The following is a 21,312-nucleotide window of genomic DNA, read 5'->3' on the forward strand; positions in this document are numbered from 1 at the left end:
CATAATTTCCATAGAGGGTTTTTCCTCAGTTGGTTATAAAGTAAACGTTTTGACTGCAAAAGAGTTGGATTCGTTGAATAAACCTCAAAATAATCTACGTTATACTATCATTCCAGACTGGAAAAAGGCGCCCAACAGTTATTTTTTTGATCCCGGCCAAAGTAGCGAAGGCCTGTTTGTTCCGGTAAGAAAGGCTTATGCTATGTGGGAAGGAGATCCTTATATTAATGGCAATGGGATACCTGCAGGAACAGTAACGGCAGATGTACTTTGGGAAGACGTACATGGTTTAATTAAATCCGAAACGGGCTATGCCTTAGAGATTTCGGGATCAGGGCAGGATGCAAAAATAAAAGTTCCTGTTAATAAGACTAAAAAAGGAAATGCGGTGATTGCTTTCAAAGTGAATGGAGAAATCTACTGGAGCTGGCATATCTGGGTCACCGACGATCCTTCCAATGGTTCATCCTATAAAAGTTTTGAGAATGTTAAAAGGCTAAGGTCAGACGGAACTATTGAGCTTATTCCTGATTTCGAATGGAAATGGATGGACAGAAACCTGGGAGCTCTTACCAGTTCCATTACGGCATCAGATTGGAATAGAAGTAACGGATTGCTTTATCAGTGGGGAAGAAAAGACCCTATTCCACCTTTGGTAACAAGAGGTAACGATTTTTATGAAGCATCAGGATCTGTAGGAAGGATAAGACACAGAGGTGCAAAGAACTTTACCAACGCGATAAGTATTGATGACCTTACAAAGGTAGTGTTGCTTTCTGCAGCAGAGATAACCAATAATATAAGGCTTTCTGTAAAAAATCCTTTGAGCCTGATTTATGTTAATAAAAATGATAACTCTGGGCAGGCCTATTACAATAATAATGTCAATCTTCCTGTCAACTGGTTTGGACGAACTGCTGATTTACCAGATAACAGACTCTCCGAGCTTAATCTTTGGTCTGATAATTCGCAGGGAAAAATTGCTGCGGGATATAATAATGACAGCAGTGCAAAGCCATATAGAGATAAATCCGCATATGATCCCTGCCCCAATGGCTGGCGTGTTCCATCCATGCTTGTAGCTAATCTTGGATCTTCATCTTATATAGATGATATCCGGATAGATTTTTCACCTTTTGGGGTTAAGACCAGTATGGGAAAAAATGTTTTTGAAGCTAATAAATACCATATTATAAAACCAACAGATGCAGGTGTTCCGGCGTTCATGACAGGTTTTAAGATTTACCCAAATTGGGGATTTGATCTCTCCAGTGTTAACGGCTATGATATGGGAGTATTTCCGGGGACCGGACAGCTTATCAGGAATGCTCATTTAGGGCAATATAGTGACCAGCATCATACTGCGTTATGGACGGCTACTATGACGAGACATTTTGATGCGTCTCCCTCAGTTGGTGTAAGGGGATTAACTATGATTCCGGATAAAGGGCAGCCGGATATACCGGATCCAAATTATCCCAATATCCATGGTAGGTATTTTTATATGCCAATGTCCGGAATGTATACCTCAGATGCCAACGGATGCAGATGCATAAAAGACCCATTGTATAAGGTTAATGATTATGATTTCCCAACGGAATATATACCTGCTGCTGTAACAGATTATAAAGAAGGAATCAACAACCCCAATACCTATCTGGCGACTAAAAGCACACAGCCCTATACTGTGGAAATTCCTGTCAGTAAGGCATTTTCTGTTCAAAGCCAGTTGCTTAATAATCAAAATATACTAATTCCCTCAAATTTCAATAATCTGAAAGCCAATGTCCTGTGGACTACCAATGTCAACCTCATAAACAAAGTTTCCCTGGTGAATCCATCCCCATCTGCATTACAGGATATCAGGTATTCCCGGATATCTGTAGAGATACGGCCTAACCAAAGCGGAAATGCCGTTGTTACGCTACATAACGGAAGCATTACAAACCCTGTATACTGGAGCTGGCATATTTGGATTACAGATACTCCTGTAGTTTCCTATGCCTATACAACAGAACTTCCGGTAAAAGAAGCCGTGAATTATGTAAATTATGTGAATAAAGCAGACATCGTACTAATGACCGAGTTTCTGGACAGAAATATAGGAGCCTTATCTGCTTTTCCAAATGTTGGAAATCCATTAGCTCCTACTGCTGCTGAGCTTGCAGAGATAAGAGCTTCTACCGAATTGCATTATCAATGGGGAAGGAAAGATCCTATTCCTACCTTTCAGTATGCAGATAACCGGGCTTCTTTCAATGTGTTTTTGGGGAAAGTTCAGGAGAATGGTACCGTTTCATATACTACGCTTTCAGCTGCAGCCTATAATAACCTTTCGGCAGGATATATAGTTCCTTATGATACGTATGCTTCTGCTTCGGGTGTTCAGGGAATAGATAAACCGGTTGATAAAGTGAATAAAATAATGGCTTACTCAGTGCGGAATCCTTTGGTTTTTATGGTCCCAAGTACCTTTTCACCATTTAACAGTTCGGCTCCCAATTATACCAATGGAACAGACTGGATAGCTAATGAGCCAAACCTTGCCCCGGACAGATGGGGAAGAGGAGGAGGAAAGTCCCCTTTCGATCCTTGCCCTGACGGATGGAGAATTCCGGATCTTACCAGTGTGGCACTCGTTTCCGGACAGGATTTTGGGCAAACCCCATGGTATAAAAAAGATAAAAATATAGCCACTTCTTATAGTATTGCTGCTGATTATAAGGGGATTCGCGTGAGAAACCCGTCTACAGCTTATACTATAGGGTATCAGTTTTCGGATAAGACATATACCATTGGAAATTACCCCGATTCTGGTTCCCGTGCATTCAGAAATGTTGTAGGAAACCAGTCTCCACAAGGAACTTTTAATGTAGTGAATTTTCAATATCCGGGAATATGGACCGATGCACTGGCTTCGAATTATCTGGGAAGAGCCGTTAATATATTGTTTGATGCAGCTTCTACAGCCAATCGCCTGATAGTCTTTCATGATAATAATGATCCGTATTTTGGAATGGGCTGCCGCTGTGTAAGAGTTAAATATAATGCTTTTGGAAAAGAAGAAGGGCCCGCTTCAAAATTTGTGATCAGTGCACTGCGAAATGGGATTATAACCTCTGTAGCTTTCAATAATACAGAACTTAAAACAGAAACCAAGCATATTTCAGTATTTCCCAATCCTTTTAAAGATACTCTTTATCTCAAGGAGTCAGAAAATAAGGAATATAACTATGAAGTATATGATGTTTCCGGAAGGCTTGTGAAATCGGGAATATTTGAAAATAAACAAACGGATCTTTCTTCTTTAGTTCCGGGAGGGTATTTAATAAGAATAAATAATTCTGAAGCAGTGGTGAAAATTATAAAAAGATAAATCTGCTGGAATAATGCTTAAAAAGGCAGAATACATGAGTTTATTCTGCTTTTTTTGAACAATACATATTTTCTGTGTCTATTACAGTTGGTGAAAAATTCTATATCCCTTAAGATTGATAAGTGGTTAACATGCTAAAACATACAATATAAAGGACTTGATTGGGCTGAAGAGGGTTGTCATAATACGCTCTTAAGAAATCTAATTGTCAAATTAAACGAATAGAACAAAAAGTATATAATAAAAAAGCTTTACTTTTGCAAAAAATTTTTAGAATGTCGAAAAATTTAGTAATCGTCGAGTCCCCGGCAAAAGCAAAAACTATTCAGAAATATTTAGGAAAGGATTTTGAAGTGAAATCCAGCTTCGGTCATATCCGGGATTTGCCTAAAAAAGGGATGGGAATAGATCTTGCCACATTCAGTCCAGATTACGAAGTTTCTGCAGACAAAAAGAAATTGGTAACAGAATTAAAAGCTGCAGTAAAGAAGGCCGAAATGGTTTGGCTGGCTTCCGATGAAGACCGTGAGGGGGAAGCTATTGCCTGGCACTTAGCAGATGAGTTGAAGCTGAAGCCTGAAAACAGAAAAAGAATTGTTTTCCATGAGATTACTAAAAATGCCATTCTAAAAGCAATTGAAAACCCAAGAGATATTGACCAAAATCTGGTCAATGCTCAGCAGGCAAGAAGAGTATTGGATAGGATTGTAGGTTTTGAAATGTCTCCCGTTTTATGGAAGAAAGTAAAACCAGGGCTATCTGCAGGAAGAGTTCAGTCTGTAGCGGTAAGGTTAATTGTTGAAAGAGAAAAAGAAATCCGTGAGTTTGTACCAAAAGCAAGCTTTAAGCTGGATGGGATCTTCCTGAATAATGCAGAACAGGAAATTGCTGCCAAGCTGAAAAAAGATTTTGAAAAAGAACAGGATGCAGAAAAGTTCCTTGAACAGGCAAAAACTACAGAATTCAAAGTACTGAATGTGGAAACAAAACCTGGTACACGCTCTGCATCTGCTCCGTTTACCACTTCTACATTACAACAGGAAGCTTCTTCACGATTGGGATATAATGTGACCAATACCATGCGTCTGGCACAGAGATTATACGAAGAAGGATACATTACCTATATGAGAACCGACTCGGTAAATCTTTCCCAGGAAGCTATTGAAGGAGCCAAAAAGCAAATCATATCAGAATACGGAACAGAATATTCTTCTCCGAGAAATTACACTACAAAGTCGGCATCGGCACAGGAAGCTCACGAAGCGATCCGTCCTACAGATTTTGGAGTGAAAAGTATAGGAGATGCTCAGTTGAGTAAACTATATCAGTTGATTTACAGAAGAACATTGGCTTCTCAGATGTCCAATGCTAAAATTGAAAAAACTGTTATTGAAATTGGGAATGCATCTTTGCCACACCATTTTGAAGCACAGGGCGAAGTTATTATTTTTGATGGTTTCCTGAAAGCCTATGGTATTGTAAAGACGGAAGATGAAGATGATGAGAGCAACGAAAAGCTATTGCCAAAAGTAAAAGTTGGTGAAATATTAAACTATAAAAGCATTACTGCTACAGAAAAGTTTACAAGACCAAGTGCAAGATATACTGAAGCCGGTTTAGTAAGAAAACTTGAAGAATTAGGGATTGGAAGACCTTCTACATACGCTCCTACTATTCAGACTATCCAAAATAGAGAATATGTAGACAAGCGTGAGATTGAGCCGCAAACCCGTGAAGTGATTAAGATGTCTTTGGTAAAAGATAAAATCAAAAAAGTAGTTCTTGACGAGAAATTTGGTGGAGATAAAAATAAATTCATTCCTACAGATATAGGAGAAGTTGTGAATGATTTCCTAACAGATAATTTTAAAGAAATCTTAGACTATGGTTTCACAGCAAGAGTAGAAGAGAGTTTTGATGAAATTGCAAGTGGTGACCAAAAGTGGAAAGAAATGATGACCAATTTCTACTCAAAATTCCATCCAAGAATTGAAGATGTAGAAGAAAATGCTGACCGTGCAACGGGAGACAGGTTATTAGGGGTAGATCCTAAAACAGGTAAAAATGTTCACGCCAGAATTGGAAGATTTGGGGCTATGATCCAGATTGGAGAAACCGATGATGAAGAAAAACCAATCTTTGCTTCATTAATGACCGGGCAGAATATAGCTACAATTACTTTTGAAGAAGCTATAGAATTATTCAAATTACCTTTTGACTTAAATGAATTTGAAGGGCATGCCGTTTCTGTTGGAGTAGGAAGATTTGGGCCTTATGTAAAATGGGGTGATACTTTCATCAGTATCCCTAAAGGTGAAGATCCTTTATCTGTGAGCCAGAGCCGTGCAGAGGAAATTATCAATGAAAAGAAAAAAGCCGATGCGCCAATTGCCACTTATAAAGGCGAACCGGTAACCAAAGGTGCAGGAAGATTCGGTCCGTTTATCAAATACAAAGATATTTTCATCAATGTTCCGAAGAAATATAATTTTGACAACCTTTCCCAAAGTGATATCAATGAACTGATTGATGCTAAGTTGGAAAAAGAAGCAAACCGTTATATCCAGCAGTGGGAAAAAGAAAAAATCTCTATTGAGAACGGAAGATGGGGACCTTTCATCAAATTTGGAAAAGCAATGTTTAAAATTCCAAAGAAAAATGATGATACAAAATATGATGCAGAAGAATTGAAGGATGTTTCTTTGGATGAAGTGAAAAAATGGATTACCGATCAGGATAAAAATGCCTTTGCAGAAAAGAAAAAGCCTGCTGCCAAAAAAACTGCTGCTGTAAAGAAAACGGCAACAGCTAAAAAGCCAGCTGCCAAAAAAAAGTAATATTAAAATAATAATACAAAGCCGTTAACAAATAGTGTTACCGGCTTTTTTTATTAATAAATGCAGTGTAGAGGTAAGGAGTTGCTGTGGTTTTTTTTGTATGTTTGTTATATAAAGCAATTAGTAAATTATCACCTTATCAAATTTTTTTAATTAATATGGATTTTGGAGACTTTATCATTTCACCAAGAAATTTCAAAACAGAAACCTGGCAGATTGGAAGTCGGATTACAAAAGATATAAAAGAGGACAGTATTGTACTTTTATTTGTATCGGATTACAGAGGAGCAGGCGGTGAAGCGGAAGTACAGGACTTTACAGCAGTCAGAAAGGAATTCTATAAGCTTTCTCAGCTTGATTTTGAAATCCCTATTGTAGATCTTGGAGATTTGGTCTCAGGGAAATCTGTTCAGGATACCCATTATATTTTGCAGGAAGTTTTGTCGGCCTGCCATTATAAAAGAGCTGTTCCGGTAATTATTGGTGGCTCCAACGACTTTGCCTATTCCTTATTTTCAGCATTAAATTTTCATCAGAAAAGTCTCAATTTTACTCAGATCAGTAATATGATCTCTCTTAAGCAAGGAGAAGAAATTAATGAGCATACTTTTTTAAGCAAAATTTTTGGAGCCAAGAATTTTTCTATTAAAAATTATCACCATTTAGGATACCAGAAACATTTAAATGAAATAGACTCTGTCCGATTGATTAAGGAAGTAGAGTTTGATATTGTCCGTTTGGCTGAAATGATGAATTCTACTGAGAAAACAGAACCTTTCTTCAGAAGAGCAGATCTTGTAACAGTAAATTGCGATGCTATTGAAAGTTTCAGTGAGCCTTTTTCTATGAATCCTCAGGTGAATGGGTTGAACAGAAGAGAGATTTGTGCCTATATGAAAGAAATAGGACTGAGTGAACATCTGAAATCTGTAGGAATCTTTAATTATAATATCTATTCTGAAAATCAACTGAATCACCAGCTATTAGCTCAAATGCTCTGGTACCTCGCAGAAGGTATTAATATTCAAAGGTCTCATCCGAAAGAAAGACACTACGAAATATTCTATGTTTTGGTTGACGACAGACAGTACACTTTCAAACGGGATACTTTCAGTAACCTGTGGTATTTTGGCGAAGATGAGGATATAGAAAACTGTATTCCGTGCTCCCGAAAAGATTTTGATGATGCCAAAAAGGGCTGGTTGAATGCAAGGCTGACGAAAATTTAATGTATGATAAATAGCCTTTCAAAAGTTTCAATCATTGTTCCTGTATATAATGTCGAAAAGTATTTGGCAAAATGTCTTGACTCTTTGGTTAATCAGACTCTTCAAAATATTGAAATTCTTGTTGTGAATGATGGTAGTACAGACCGTTCTGAAGATATCATTAAAGAATATTCTCAAAAATATCCCGAGAAAATTAAAGCTTTCACCAAAGAAAATGGTGGGTTAAGTGATGCCCGGAACTTCGGAATTGACAGAGCTACGGGTGATTATATCGGGTTTGTAGACAGTGATGATTATGTTACAGAAAAAATGTTTGAAGAAATGCTTCTGCTGGCGGAAAAACATCAGACTCAAATGGTGATCTGCAATATTCAAAAGGTGGATCAACATGGAGCAATTACCCAGAAACTTACTCAAATGCCTAATATGCCTGAGAAAATAGACCTTGAAAAAAACTTCTCTGTCTTTTCTGATATCAGCTATTTTGCCTGTAACAAATTGTTTAAAAAAGAACTCTTTCATCAGAAAAGATTTAAGAAAGGGATACATTTTGAAGATATTCAGCTTATTCCACAGTTGCTGCTGGAATGCAGTACTATTGCTCAGACTCAGAATTACCATTATCAGTACCTTGAACGTACGGACTCCATTACAAAGACCCATACTGAAAAAGGACTTGATATGCTGAAAGCAGTAGCAGATGTTGAAAATACTTTTAATGAATCCCAGTACACCCATAAAAGAAAAGAACTGAAAAATTTTCAGATTTTTGAAGGAGTGTATTCGTTTCTGGCGTATCTCGCATTCGTTAAAAAAGATGAAGTGTTTTATGAAATGGCTGAACAGCTGGGGTTTTTTGTAAAAGAAAGACAGATAAAAATTCAAGATATATTGAACTATAATCGTTTTGGTAAGAATTATCTTTTATCTTTGCCAGTGAAAAAAAAGATTTTTTATCTGTTATTTTTTGCAGGGCAGAAGAAACTGATAAGAAAATTAATGTAAACACAAGTGTAAGTACTATTGTTTCGGATAATAGCATTATGATGTAGATGATTCGTTATATCTATGTGATGATTTTTCAAACGAGGCATGTGTAACTGAATAAGAAAAAAAATGAAAAATTTTGAATTGTTCTTAAGCGGATCGGGAATACCTATTTTCTATGTGAAGATAGGGTTGGGTTTTATATTTTCCTTTTTAATCACTTTTTTTTCTATACCTACCATTGTAAAGATTTCAAGAAGAAAGAATCTGATGGATGAGCCTGGAATAAGAAGCTCACACCTCAGAAAAATTCCCAACCTTGGAGGTATAGCTATCTTCTATTCCATAGGAATCTGTGCTTCTATTTTTGCCTACGAGCTGTTTGATCTCTATAAGTTCTTATTTGCATCATTAATTATCCTGCTATATGTAGGAGTAATGGATGATATTGTGGTAATGAGAGCGTATAAAAAACTTGTAGCACAGATCATAGTATCTTCATTAGTGGTTATCGGCTCAGATATCAGAATCAGAAGTCTGTTTGGAATATTTGGAGTATATGAACTGAGTTACTTCATAAGTGTTGTATTTAGTATTATTACTTTCATTATTCTTATCAATGCCTTTAATCTGATAGATGGTATAGATGGGCTTGCGGGCGGATATTCCGTGATTTGCAGTGCCTTGTTCGGAATAAGCTATTACAGATTGGGGGAATACAATTATCCACTAGTTATTTTATCTGTTGTCATTATAGGAACTGTTTTGGCATTTCTGTATTATAATCTGTCAAACTATAGGACCAACAAAGTATTTATGGGGGATACAGGCTCCATGCTGCTGGGCTTTTTACTGGCATTTACTTCCATTTGTTTTATTGATATTTTTATTGATAAAAAACTGGTAGATGTACCAAGATACCACTTACAATCAGCACCTGTTGTGGCTGTTGCTATTTTGATCCTGCCTATTGTAGATACGTTAAATGTAATTATGATAAGGCTTTACAATAAAAAGTCACCCTTTGATGCAGATAAAAACCATATCCACCATAAGCTGCTGAAACTTGACCTTACCCACAGGAGATCATCCTTCTATATCATTCTTTACTATCTGATGATTGTAGGAATTGCCTATTATTTAAGACATATGAATGTAAATCTACTGCTATTGGTTATTATTTCATTGGGCTTTTTGGGAGCTTATTTACCGGATTTATTGTATCGGTTAAGAAATAACAAAAATTAACAATTTAATCTTTACTTTTGTAAACATATTTTAACATGATGAAGAACTTTAAGTATTTATTTTTAATATTACCCTTTTTAATTACTTCCTGCATCACAACAAAGGATGTAAGGTATTTACAGCCAAGTGAGAGTCTTGTCATAAACGAAGAAGGTCTTGTTCCCTACAATATCCCTGTTTATAGGATTACTAAAAATGATATCCTCAATTTAAACATCGTTACCACCCCTAAAGGAGATGCTGCCCAGTTTTATTCTGCCTATAATGCATCCGGAGGAGTAGGTATTCCCGTTTTGAATAATGCCGCTTCCGGAGCAGGAAGGGCTACCGGAGCCATTGGTGAAGGTGCTAGTTTTGCAGGAAATACAAATTTTTACTTTAATGGTTTAAAAGTAGACTCTAACGGTGATATCAATGTTTTTGGAGTAGGCTATGTGAAAGCTGAAGGAAGAACGTTGGATGATATAAGCAAAGAAATTCAAGGAAAAGTAAATGAAAACTTTCAGGATGGTAAATCTGAAGTAAGATTAAATACGAACGGAATTACTTATTATATTCTTGGAGATGTAGAAACTACCGGTATTTCAGGGGAAAAAGTGGCTCATAAAAATACAATGACCATTACCGAAGCCTTAGCTATAAATGGTGGACTGAACAGAACAATTGACCGGAAAAATGTTGTAATTCATAGAAAATTACCGGAAGGAATTAAAATTGCTAAAATAGACCTTACCCGGGAAGATCTTATGAATTCCCCTTTTTATTATGTGCAGAACGGAGATGAAATTTATCTTAACACCAGAAAGAAAAGCCTGAACGGATTTGGAAAAGATCCTATTCAGACCTTACTTACCAGTGTGACGGCAATTACAACGGCACTTACTTTATATACAATCCTACAAAAACTTTAATCCTATGATTCCAGGAAAAGACAATACAGTAGGGAAAAATGACTCCTCAAAAGAAAAGTATGGGGTGTTTGCATTATTTGATATTGAACATTTTGTAAGAAGAGTACTTAAAAACTGGTATTGGTTTGTGCTTATGCTGTTTATTGGTTATGCCGTTTCTTGGGTATACAGTAAATATTATGCACAGAATATATTTGCCTCAGATATTTCTTTAAGTACCTCAAACAATACTGCCAGCTTTTTACAGCCCACTCAGGCAAGTCAGTCTATTAATTTTATCTGGGGACAAAATGGCAATCAGGATGGAATATTTTTAAAGAAGATGCTTTTATCGAGATCTCACAACGAGTTTCTGGTAAAAGAACTGGATCTTTTTGTTAATTATTCTACCAAAGGACTTATAAAGTCTACCTATTTGGATAAGGATGATTCTCCTGTATTTCTTGAGATTGATAAAAAACATCTTCAGCAGACCCATTACCCAATTACACTAATCCCAAAAGGAAATGGAACATATGAAGTCGTTCTTCCGGAAGAAGGAGAATCTACGAACTTATACAGCTATGAAGCGGAAAACTTTCAGGCAGTTAGACCTTACACCAGACCTGCTAATAAGATTATTAGGATAAATGAATGGTATAATTCTCCTAACTTAAGATTTAAGCTGGTTCAAAACTCGGTAACCCCTAAAATCAAATTTGAGAATATTATTATTAACCTGAATACTGTCAATGAAAGCGTTAATGATATTGTTTCTACAATTTCTGTAGATTTCGATAAGGAGATCAGTACGATAATGGTTATTGTAAAAAAAGGGTACAACCTGAACAGTACAGTAAACTTTCTTAATAAATCTGTAGCTGAACTTCAAAAGAAAAGACTCGCTGATAAAAATATAGTAAATAAAAACACGGAAATTTATCTGCAGGGAAATTTAAGTAATATAAGAAAGAAGTTAGATTCCAGTGCTTCAGTGCTGAATTATTTAAAAACATCAGAGAAACTTTATAATATTAAAGACAGGGATGAGAAGTCTCTGGATAAGATAAAAGAACTTGAAGCACGAAAGGCTGATCTGGTAAGTAAAATAAGTTCACTGAATACGATTAAGAATACCCTTCAGTCTCAGGATTTCGACAAAATGATCGGAACGAACGCTGCAGGCTTCGAAGATGGTATGTTCTCTGCATCGGTTACCGAACTGAAGGCTTTGTATGCCAAAAGATCAGAAATGGCTTTGATTTATAAAGCGAATTCTGAACCCATGAAAGAAATTAACAGGCTTATTAATGAGTCAAGAATGGGTGCTTCAAATAGTCTGAGAAATTATTATACTAAATATTATGATGAGATCAATAAAATTGATCGGGAAGTCTCGGACGCCAATTCAGACCTTGCTTTATATCCTGAAAAAGAAAGAAAATATCTGGATGCAGAACGAGGGTATAATATGATAGAATCTACATATAACAGTCTTTTAGGAAGGCAGAATGATACCCAGATGAGAATGGCAACCAATCAGTCTGATATCACGGTTATTGACCCTGCCAAAAATTTAGGGCAAAACCCTATCGCACCTAATATAAAGCTGGCCAAGATTATTATTATGTTGGGAATGTTACTCCTTCCTTTCTTATTTATTTTAATCGGAGAACTTCTTGACAATAAAGTTAGAAATATCAAAGAACTATTAAGTGCAACAAAAATTCCGCTACTGGGTGTTATAGGAAACAACAATAACGAAAATATGCTTACTGTTTTGGAACAGCCAAAGTCATCTGTTTCAGAGGCATTTAGAGGAATAAGAGCGAGTATTAGATTCTTAATGAATAACGATAATGAAGAAGAAAAAGGAAAAGTAATACTGGTGACTTCTTCCATTGGTGGAGAAGGAAAAACCTACGTTTCTATCAATTTAGCTTCTGTGATTGGATTGAGTGATAAGAAAGCAATTCTGTTAGGGATGGACCTTAGAAAACCAAAGATCTTTGGAGATTTTAAAATTGATAATAAATATGGTATTTCAAATTATCTGACAGGAGAAGTAGAAATAGACCAGATTGTTAATAAAACCAGAATTCCGAATTTAGATGTAGCAACCTCTGGACCTATCCCGCCAAATCCTTCTGAACTTTTAATGAGCCAGAGAAACATTAAGTTTTTGGAAGAGCTCAAAGAAAAATATGACTTCATTATTATAGATTCTCCGCCAGTAGGTCTGGTAGCAGATTCTTATGAATTAATGAAATACTCTGATGCCAATATCTATGTCGTTCGTCATGAGTATACTGAGAAATATATGCTTAAAATGATTACTGATAAGTACCATAATAATGAAATTAATCATTTAGGACTTATTTATAATGATTATAACACAAAACAAGGTTACGGTTATGGCTATGGCTACGGTTATGGCTATGGTTACGGTTATTTTGATGAAGATAAAAATTATAAAGAACCATTACTAATCAGGATAAGGAATAAAGTACAGACAATGTTTAATAAAAAATAGAGCTTTAAACCCTCATATAATGGGGGTTTTTCTATATATTATGTATTTTCAATCTGTGAAAAAAAGAATATTTTTGCCACTTTATCGTTTACTTTATAACAAATTATGTTTTTTTGTTTATTTTTAACTAAACATTAAGATTATCATTAATATAAAAATGTTTTATATTTGCAAAAATTAAATTTTAAAATAACCATAAATCCATATTCTTTTATGAATAAAAAATTATTGTTTAGCTTCCTTGCTCTCCTTGGAGTAGTAAGTGTTAAGGCACAAAGAAACGAATTGGGAGTTCGTCTAGGTATGAGTAACCTAGTGGGAGATGTAGGAAGTACGAATTATATTTTACAAAAGCCGTTGGATTTAAATAAAGTTTCAGATTGGGGATTCCCATTTTATGGAGGATTATTATATAGATTTAATTTTAATCCGCACCAGACTGTTAGATTGGATTTAGGGTATAACCAGATTCAGTTTAGCGACAAGGTTGCGAAAGAAGAATACAGAAAAAATAGAAACTCATTTGGAAAGAATAATGTGTATGAAGCAAGCTTAATGTTTGAATACAACTTTTTTCCAATAAATAACGAGCAGATAAGCATGGTAAGTCCATATATTTTCGGAGGTATCGGAGCTTTAATGTTTGATGCTCCCAAGGCTACTCTTATAAATGATTTCAGAAGAGATGCTGATGGGGTAGCACAAGCGCCTATCAATGAATTGGACTTTAAAACTTCCACCGAGTATTCATTAGGAAAAAAAGTGACAATGCATATTCCTTTTGGTGTTGGTTTGAAATATAAATTTAACCATTCATGGGCTATATTTGCAGAAGCAACATTTAGATATACATTGACAGACCAGCTGGATCACAGCAAAGTTCTGCCTAAAGATATCAAAGCTTCTTATAATGCAGATATTTTAGACCCTACCACCGGAGGTTCATTATTGCAGTCAGGAAACTATTATGCTGTTGCTAAAGAAAGAGAAGAGGAGTTTATTAAAAAAAGAAATATTGGAGATGATAAATCTAATGATTGGATGAATACTTTCAGTTTAGGACTGACGTTTTCATTCGGAAGACCTCCATGTTATTGTGAGTAATTAATATGTCGTTGATTAAAGATAAAATAAATTCTGAGAATTTACCGAAACACGTGGCTATCATTATGGATGGCAATGGAAGATGGGCAAAATCTCGTGGTGAAGAAAGAACTTTCGGCCACAAAAATGCCATTAATGCTGTAAGAAATGCCATTAATGCATGTAATGAGATCAATATTCCCTATTTAACTCTTTATACGTTCTCTTCAGAAAACTGGAGCCGTCCTACTGAAGAAGTAAATAGCCTTATGAATCTATTGGTAGAGACTCTACTGCTTGAGGCAGAAGAGATCTTCAGTAAAGGATTAAGGATGCATGTTATAGGGAATATAGAGAAACTGCCTCCATTAGTAAGAGAACAATTGCTGCGTGTGGTAGAACTTACAAAAGAAAACACAAAAGGAAACTTAGTATTGGCTATAAGCTATGGCTCACAAAACGAAATTTTGAATGCCATAAAAAATATAAGTTCTGATGTAAAAGAAGGAAAAATAGAGGTAGAGAATATTGATGAAAATTTATTCGAAAACTATCTGTATACAAAAGACTTTCCTCCTGTAGATTTGCTGATAAGAACCAGTGGAGAAATAAGAATAAGTAATTTTCTTCTTTGGCAGATTGCCTATGCAGAATTACAATTTTTAAATGTTCTATGGCCGGATTTTACCAAAGATATCTTCTTTCAGTGTATTGTAGATTACCAAAACAAAGAAAGAAGATACGGATTAACCGGTGAGCAACTAACAGGCCAATAAAATTTTAAGAAAAGAAAGACTCGATAAAATGAAGTTTAGACTATTACCCATCATTATGTTTGCTGCTTCTGCGCATTTTTATGGACAAGTAACTCCACAGGATAGCACAAAAGTAAACAATGCTGTGCATGCAGAAAGTGAAGTAGGTACTTATACACTTAAAGACATTGTTGTAGATGGGGTAAAAAAATATACACCAGCTCAAATCTTACGATTTACAGGATTATCCAAAGGAGAAAGTGTAGACATTCCAGGACAAAAAATCAGCAATGCTGTTAAAAAGCTATGGGATACACAATCTTTTTCCGAAGTGGAAGTTTATGTTCAAAGTATTGAAGGGCAAACTGTAATTCTTAGATTCTATCTGGAAGACCTTAAAGAACTTGGAGAAGTAAAATTCAAAGGGAAAGGAATAGGTAAATCTAAAAGTGAAAAACTTGCTAAAGATAACAATCTGAAGCCGGGAACAAAGATTACTCAGAACTTAATCTCAAGCCTTAAGACAAACATTCCGAAAGACTACATTAAAAAAGGTTTTGCTGATGCTAAAATCAACATTGAAGATAAAGTTAATGCAGGAGATCCTGCGTTAGTAGACTGGACGATCAATGTGGATAAAGGTAAGAGAATAAAAATTGACCATATTGAATTTGAAGGCAACGAAAGTATTACAGACAGTAAACTTAGAAATAAAGCCTTCAAAGAAACAAAACAAAAACGTTTTGGTATCGGTGGAATTTTGAAATCTTCAAAATTCATCGAAGATAAATACCAGGAAGACAAACGTGGACTGATCAATTATTATAACTCCTTAGGATACAGAGATGCGAAAATTGTTTCAGATTCTGTATGGAGAAATAAGAGAAATAATTACGAAATCAATGTAAAGTTGAATGAAGGTAAAAAGTATTATATCGGGGATGTTACATTCACCGGAAATACCGTATACCCTACAGATTACTTACAGAGATTATTAGGATATAAGAAGGGAGATATTTACGATGCCGTAGGATTCAACAAAAAAGTTGGAGAAGATGGTGGTAAAGAAGATGATTCAGATATTAAATCTGTATACATGAATAATGGGTACCTTTTTTCCAATGTAACACCAATAGAAAAGTCCGTAACAGGAAATGCCGTTAATCTTGAAATAAGAATTAATGAAGGAGAACAGGCGACTTGGAATAAAGTAACATGGCAAGGAAATACGACAACCCATGACCACGTTATCCTAAGAGCTTTAAGAACAAGACCTGGAGATCTTTTCAAAAAGACAGAAATTAAAAGAACTTATTTTGATCTTGCCGGGATGTCTTTCTTTGATCCACAACAGATCGGACAGGACATTCAGCCAAATCAGATAGATAATACAGTAGATGTTAACTGGAAGCTTGTAGAAAAAGGATCTTCTCAAGTTCAGCTGCAGGCCGGATATGGGGGTAACAGCTTTATCGGTACTTTAGGATTGACGTTTAATAACTTCTCCCTAAAAAACTTCCTTAAATTTAAAGACTTTAAACCAGTACCTCAGGGGGACGGACAGACATTATCTATCCAAATGCAGGCAGGACAGTATTTCCAAAACTATGGTATTTCATTTACTGAACCATGGTTATTCGGAACAAGACCAACTGCACTTTCTGTAAGTTTAAATAACTCAAGAGTAAAATATAGTGATGCCGTTGGAGGTTCACAGAAATTAAATATCTTCTCGGCAACTGTCGGATTAAACAGATATTTGAACTGGCCTGATGATTACTTCTCATTGTATACAGGTATTCAGTTCCAAAAGTATAACTTCAGTAATTATCCTTTCCAGTTTGGAGATACTACAGAATATTATGGAGATGCTAATAACTTTAGTATCAATGTAGGTTTGAGCAGAAATTCAGCGGGTATTGACCCTATTTTCCCTACAATGGGTTCTAATATCGAGCTTTCTGCAAAACTGACCCCTCCATATTCATTGTTTGGTAATAAAGATTATTCTACAATGGCTGCTATCGATAAATATAAGTGGATGGAATTCTATAAAATTAAATTCAAGGCAGATGTATATAATGAAATTGCCGGGAAGTTGGTTTTAAGGTCTTCTGCTGAAATGGGTTTCATGGATGGCTACAACAGTAATTTAGGAGCTCCGCCATTTGAAAGATTTTATATGGGAGGAACCGGTCTTTTCGGAGGTAGATATGACGGTAGAGAATTAATCCCTTTAAGAGGATATGAAAATGCCTCTACCTATGGAGGAGATGCTTCTCAGGGAGATATTACTCCAAAAGGAGGCGGAACCATCTATAACAGATTTACCTTAGAGCTAAGATATCCGATTTCAATGAATCAGACAGCTAAGATTTACGCATTGACGTTTGCTGAAGGAGGTAATGTCTGGAATTCTTGGGGAAATTATAACCCTTTCCAGCTGAAGAGATCAGTAGGAATAGGGGTAAGGGTTTATATGGGAGCATTTGGATTAATTGGATTTGACTTCGCTTATGGATTTGATAAGACAATTTCCGGAACAGAACCATCAGGATGGAAGACTCACTTCTTGATGAACCAATCATTATAATTATAGATATGAAAAACTTTAAAGTAACTTTCACATTCGTATTGCTTTTATTGTTCGGGTTTAATAATGCCCAGAAAATAGGAGTGGTGGATACTGATTATATTTTAAATAAATTACCTCAGTATAAAGAAGCCGAAGCAAGATTAAACTCACAGATCGATACTTGGCAGTCAGAACTTCAGAATCTGCAATCAGAGTATGAAAGAAAGAAATCTGCATTTGAAAGTGAAAAAGTATTATTGATAGGAGATCAGTTAAAGCTAAGAGAAAAAGAAGTAGTAGATCTTGATAAGAATGTTAAAACAACTACCAGTCTTCGTTTTGGAGCCAATGGTGAAATTACAAAACTGAGAACAAATCTTGTTTTACCGTTTCAGGATCAGATATGGAATGCCATTAAAACAATGTCTGAGAAAAATGGTTTGGGCATAGTTCTTGATAAAAGCAATAACATTAGTGTTATTTTTCTCCAGAAAAAATATGATTTTACAGACAAGGTCTTAGACATTTTGTTGAAAGGTACAGATAAGAAAGAAAAATCGAATAGCAAAAATAAAAAGTAATTATCAAATTAACTTTTGCTTAAATTTAAAGTCTAAAAACAAATTAAATTATTTATTATACCAGTTATGAAAAAATTAAGTGTATTATTTGCAGCAGTAATGATGGTTGTATCGGTAGGTATGGCAAAAGCTCAAAAAATTGCTACTTTAGATGTGATGGGAGTTCTTAATGCAATGCCTGAAAAGAAAAAAGCAGATGCTGATATCAAAACATTCTTAGATACTAAACAAGCTGAGATTAAGAAAAAAGCTGATGCAGGACAGGTAAAACTAAAGCAGTATACTGAAGAAGCGCCTAAGAAAACTGCAGAAGAAAACAAAGCTAGAGAAGGTGAATTACAAAAAATTCAGGAAGAAATAGCTCAAATGCAGGACAAAGCTCAAAAAGATCTACAGGCAAAACAAGATGTTGCTTTCGCACCTATTGAGAAAAAACTAAACGATGCAGTAGAAAAAGTAGCTAAAGCTAGTGGATATGATTATATCATGGATGCAAATTCGGCAGCATTTGTTTACAAAGCAGGACCAGATGCTACTGCAGCTGTAAAGAAAGAATTGGGAATTCAATAATTTCTGCGAATTAACAAAGATTTATAAAACTAACCGCCTCTTTTAGAGGTGGTTTTTTTATTTTTGCGGAATGGAAAAAGAAGTATCAACCACGGTTAAAGTTAGATTTAGTGATTGTGACCCGATCGGACATTTGAATAATGTAAAATATCTGGACTATATGTTCAATGCAAGAGAGGATCATGTAGAAACATTTTATGGATTTACCTATGAGGAATATACTAAACAGACTGGCTGTACTTGGATCGCAATTCAAAATGAAATTGCCTATTTAAAAGAAGTAAGATACAATACCCAGGTCGTAATAAGCAGTAAAACAATAGAAATACAGGATAGGACAGCCAAGGTAGAAATTCTGATGAAAAGCTTGGACGAAAAGACTGTTCATGCAGTGCTTTGGGTAACGGTTATTTATTTCAATATTAAAACCAGAAAGTCGGAAATTCATCCTGAAGATATCAAAGAGACATTCCATAAGTTTTATGTAGATTTAGAACAGAAAGACTTTCAGCCAAGAGTTAAATTCCTGAGATCTCAAAACGCAAGAAACTCTTAAAGTTGAAAGCCAATCTTTATCAATTTAAAATAATAATATAAATGAAGAAAATACTAGTAATAGGAAGCAATGGACAGTTAGGAAACTGCATTAGAAAAATTGCTCCCGATTTTGAAAATACATATGAATTCTTATTTACAGATTCAAAAACCTTAGATATTACAAACGAAGAGCAGGTTAATGACTTTTTTTACGATAACAAGCCAGATTATTGCATCAACGCTTCAGCTTATACAGCTGTAGACCTGGCAGAAAAAGAGAAAGAAAAAGCATTTGCCGTAAATGCTGAAGGAGTAGCCCATCTTGCTCAGGCTTGTACAGACTATAAAAGTATCCTAATTCATGTCTCTACAGACTATGTCTTTGATGGAGATACAAACCTTGCCTATTCAGAAGATGATTTTACAAGTCCTATAGGAGTATATGGACAATCAAAAAGAAAAGGAGAAGAGCTTGCTTTGGAAATTAATCCCCAAACTATTATTTTAAGAACGTCATGGTTGTATTCGGAGTTTAATAAAAACTTTGTTAAGACTATGCTGAATCTATTCTCTCAAAAAGATGAACTGGGAATAGTTGCCGATCAGTTCGGGCAGCCAACCAATGCCAATGATCTTGCTGAAGCAATAATGAGCATTATTGAATCTCCGGTAAAAACGTTTGGTATTTTCCACTTTTCAAACTATCCGGAAACAACATGGTTTGAATTTGCTAAAAAAATTGCTGAGTTTTCAAAATCGTCAGTAAAACTAAATCCTCTGACAACAGAGCAATATCCAACCCCGGCAAAACGACCGGTCAGAAGTACCATGTCATTAGATAAAATAGAAGAGATCTACAATATAGAAGCTAAACATTGGGAAAATAGCCTGGAAGAATGTGTAAGCATACTTTCACAACAATAATTATACAGCATATGAAAAATTTAGCAATCGTCTTTTCAGTATTATGCTTCCAGTTTTGGAATGCACAAAATGTTTACCTGATTAAAGTAGAAAAAACAAATGATAACCAGGATAAATTTCTATACAGGAAAGATGATACCATATCAGAAACAATTTATCTGGGAGAAATAGAAGTTCAGGGATTTTCAAAAGATGACGCTGGAATTTTTTCATTAGTATATAAAAAAGCAAAAGAAATCGGAGCCAATACATTTGCACTAAAACCATTTGAAAATGTCGATGGAACTCCCCAACCCTTTAATGTAGCAAACTATAAAATCGGACTCTATTATACACCCAAAGAAAAATTAGTAGGAAAGGACGGTATGGTATATGTATTTGCCTCTTCAGAAAAAGCACAGAAAATAAGCGTTAATCAGAAAGACTATACCTTACAGCCCCGGACATTTATAAAAGTAAAAATTGTTCCCGGAGAAATCTATACTGTTTCAACAAAAAAACTTTTAGGCTCTACTATAAAAGTTCAGCCAAAAGATAATAAGGATAATATGTATTTTCAGATTTCATCTTTGAAAGTTAAATCAGATACTTCCGGAAATGGTGGCTTGAATCTTAAATCCGGAGATGTTCATGGTTTGGAAAAATCCTATGCCGAGTTTCTGAGCCTTATCTATAAAGATGATACACCATTAAAATAAGGATATCCTATTTTATTCCTGTTTTTAAATACCAGATGCCCAAAATTTATATTTTGTTTAAAATTTTTTACCCTTACCTTCCAGCGTGTTAAGATAAAAAATGAACGGAATATGAATTTATTGTTACATAAACTTGTTTGGTATAGGTAAGTTGGCTTACCTTTGCCGCACTGAAAAACGAAAGAGACTCAGTAAGCGCAGAAGGGCTTTTAGATAAGCATAAAACGATATACTCGAAAAGAAAATAAGTCTAAAAAAGGCTTCAAAATTTTTAGAAATAAAAGTTGCGGAAGTAAAAAAGATTTGTATCTTTGCAGTCCCAATACGGGAGCGCAGGAGTATAGAAGATTAAGGGTTATAGAAGGAGTTAAGGTTATCAAATAAACTTTAAATTTTCTTTCGAAAACATTTGGTCATTACGAAATAAAGTTTTACTTTTGCACTCGCAAATATGGAGCGCCACTGACAGAGAGAGTGCTTCATTAAAAA

The 21,312-nt window shown here is 35.2% G+C and carries 15 protein-coding genes; all 15 read left to right on the top strand.

The annotated features are described in order from the left end of the window. Positions 1 to 49: 49 nt before the first annotated feature. The 15 genes from MP477_RS06965 to MP477_RS07035 all read left to right on the top strand — a co-directional run bounded on the left by MP477_RS06965 (position 50) and on the right by MP477_RS07035 (position 20,823). A complete protein-coding gene (locus MP477_RS06965) occupies positions 50 to 3,376 on the top strand; it encodes a T9SS type A sorting domain-containing protein (RefSeq protein WP_257189742.1) in 3,327 nt (1,108 codons plus the stop codon). A gap of 275 nt (positions 3,377 to 3,651) precedes the next feature. Continuing rightward, positions 3,652 to 6,213, top strand: coding sequence for a type I DNA topoisomerase (topA, locus tag MP477_RS06970; RefSeq protein WP_257189743.1), 2,562 nt, complete (start codon positions 3,652 to 3,654; stop codon positions 6,211 to 6,213). Between the two features lie 158 nt (positions 6,214 to 6,371). Then, positions 6,372 to 7,442: a formimidoylglutamase gene (locus tag MP477_RS06975; RefSeq protein ID WP_257189744.1), complete on the top strand. Its 1,071-nt coding sequence runs from the start codon at positions 6,372 to 6,374 to the stop codon at positions 7,440 to 7,442. Positions 7,443 to 7,445: 3 nt separating this feature from the next. Next, on the top strand, positions 7,446 to 8,447 hold the full coding sequence (locus MP477_RS06980) for a glycosyltransferase family 2 protein (RefSeq protein WP_257189745.1): 1,002 nt from the start codon (positions 7,446 to 7,448) through the stop codon (positions 8,445 to 8,447). 111 nt (positions 8,448 to 8,558) lie between these two features. Next, the gene (locus MP477_RS06985; RefSeq protein ID WP_257189746.1) at positions 8,559 to 9,677 is read left to right on the top strand and encodes a glycosyltransferase family 4 protein; all 1,119 of its coding nucleotides are present in this window, start codon (positions 8,559 to 8,561) and stop codon (positions 9,675 to 9,677) included. Between the two features lie 38 nt (positions 9,678 to 9,715). Continuing rightward, positions 9,716 to 10,588 carry a polysaccharide biosynthesis/export family protein gene (locus MP477_RS06990; RefSeq protein WP_373567409.1) on the top strand — a complete coding sequence of 291 codons (873 nt, stop codon included), beginning with the start codon at positions 9,716 to 9,718 and terminating at the stop codon, positions 10,586 to 10,588. Positions 10,589 to 10,592: 4 nt separating this feature from the next. Continuing rightward, entirely contained in the window at positions 10,593 to 13,100 is a 2,508-nt protein-coding gene (locus MP477_RS06995) for an exopolysaccharide transport family protein (RefSeq protein ID WP_257189748.1), read from the top strand. Positions 13,101 to 13,313: 213 nt separating this feature from the next. Continuing rightward, positions 13,314 to 14,204 (top strand): porin family protein, encoded by an 891-nt coding sequence (locus MP477_RS07000; protein ID WP_257189749.1) that lies wholly within the window; start codon positions 13,314 to 13,316, stop codon positions 14,202 to 14,204. Between the two features lie 5 nt (positions 14,205 to 14,209). After that, positions 14,210 to 14,959, top strand: a complete 750-nt coding sequence (locus MP477_RS07005; RefSeq protein WP_230032382.1) for an isoprenyl transferase — start codon at positions 14,210 to 14,212, stop codon at positions 14,957 to 14,959. 28 nt (positions 14,960 to 14,987) lie between these two features. After that, a complete protein-coding gene (locus tag MP477_RS07010; RefSeq protein ID WP_257189750.1) occupies positions 14,988 to 17,531 on the top strand; it encodes an outer membrane protein assembly factor in 2,544 nt (847 codons plus the stop codon). An 8-nt stretch (positions 17,532 to 17,539) separates the two neighbouring features. Next, a complete protein-coding gene (locus tag MP477_RS07015; protein ID WP_230032380.1) occupies positions 17,540 to 18,094 on the top strand; it encodes an OmpH family outer membrane protein in 555 nt (184 codons plus the stop codon). A 66-nt stretch (positions 18,095 to 18,160) separates the two neighbouring features. Next, positions 18,161 to 18,664 (top strand): OmpH family outer membrane protein, encoded by a 504-nt coding sequence (locus tag MP477_RS07020; protein ID WP_230032378.1) that lies wholly within the window; start codon positions 18,161 to 18,163, stop codon positions 18,662 to 18,664. Between the two features lie 70 nt (positions 18,665 to 18,734). Further along, positions 18,735 to 19,220 (top strand): thioesterase family protein, encoded by a 486-nt coding sequence (locus MP477_RS07025; protein WP_084087138.1) that lies wholly within the window; start codon positions 18,735 to 18,737, stop codon positions 19,218 to 19,220. Between the two features lie 41 nt (positions 19,221 to 19,261). Further along, entirely contained in the window at positions 19,262 to 20,125 is an 864-nt protein-coding gene (rfbD, locus tag MP477_RS07030; protein WP_257189751.1) for a dTDP-4-dehydrorhamnose reductase, read from the top strand. 11 nt (positions 20,126 to 20,136) lie between these two features. Beyond that, complete coding sequence (locus MP477_RS07035) at positions 20,137 to 20,823, top strand: hypothetical protein (protein WP_230032374.1); 687 nt, start codon at positions 20,137 to 20,139, stop codon at positions 20,821 to 20,823. Positions 20,824 to 21,312 lie beyond the last annotated feature (489 nt).

It is taken from the genome of Chryseobacterium sp. WG23 (genome assembly GCF_024586575.1).
In the GTDB taxonomy this organism is placed as follows: domain Bacteria; phylum Bacteroidota; class Bacteroidia; order Flavobacteriales; family Weeksellaceae; genus Chryseobacterium.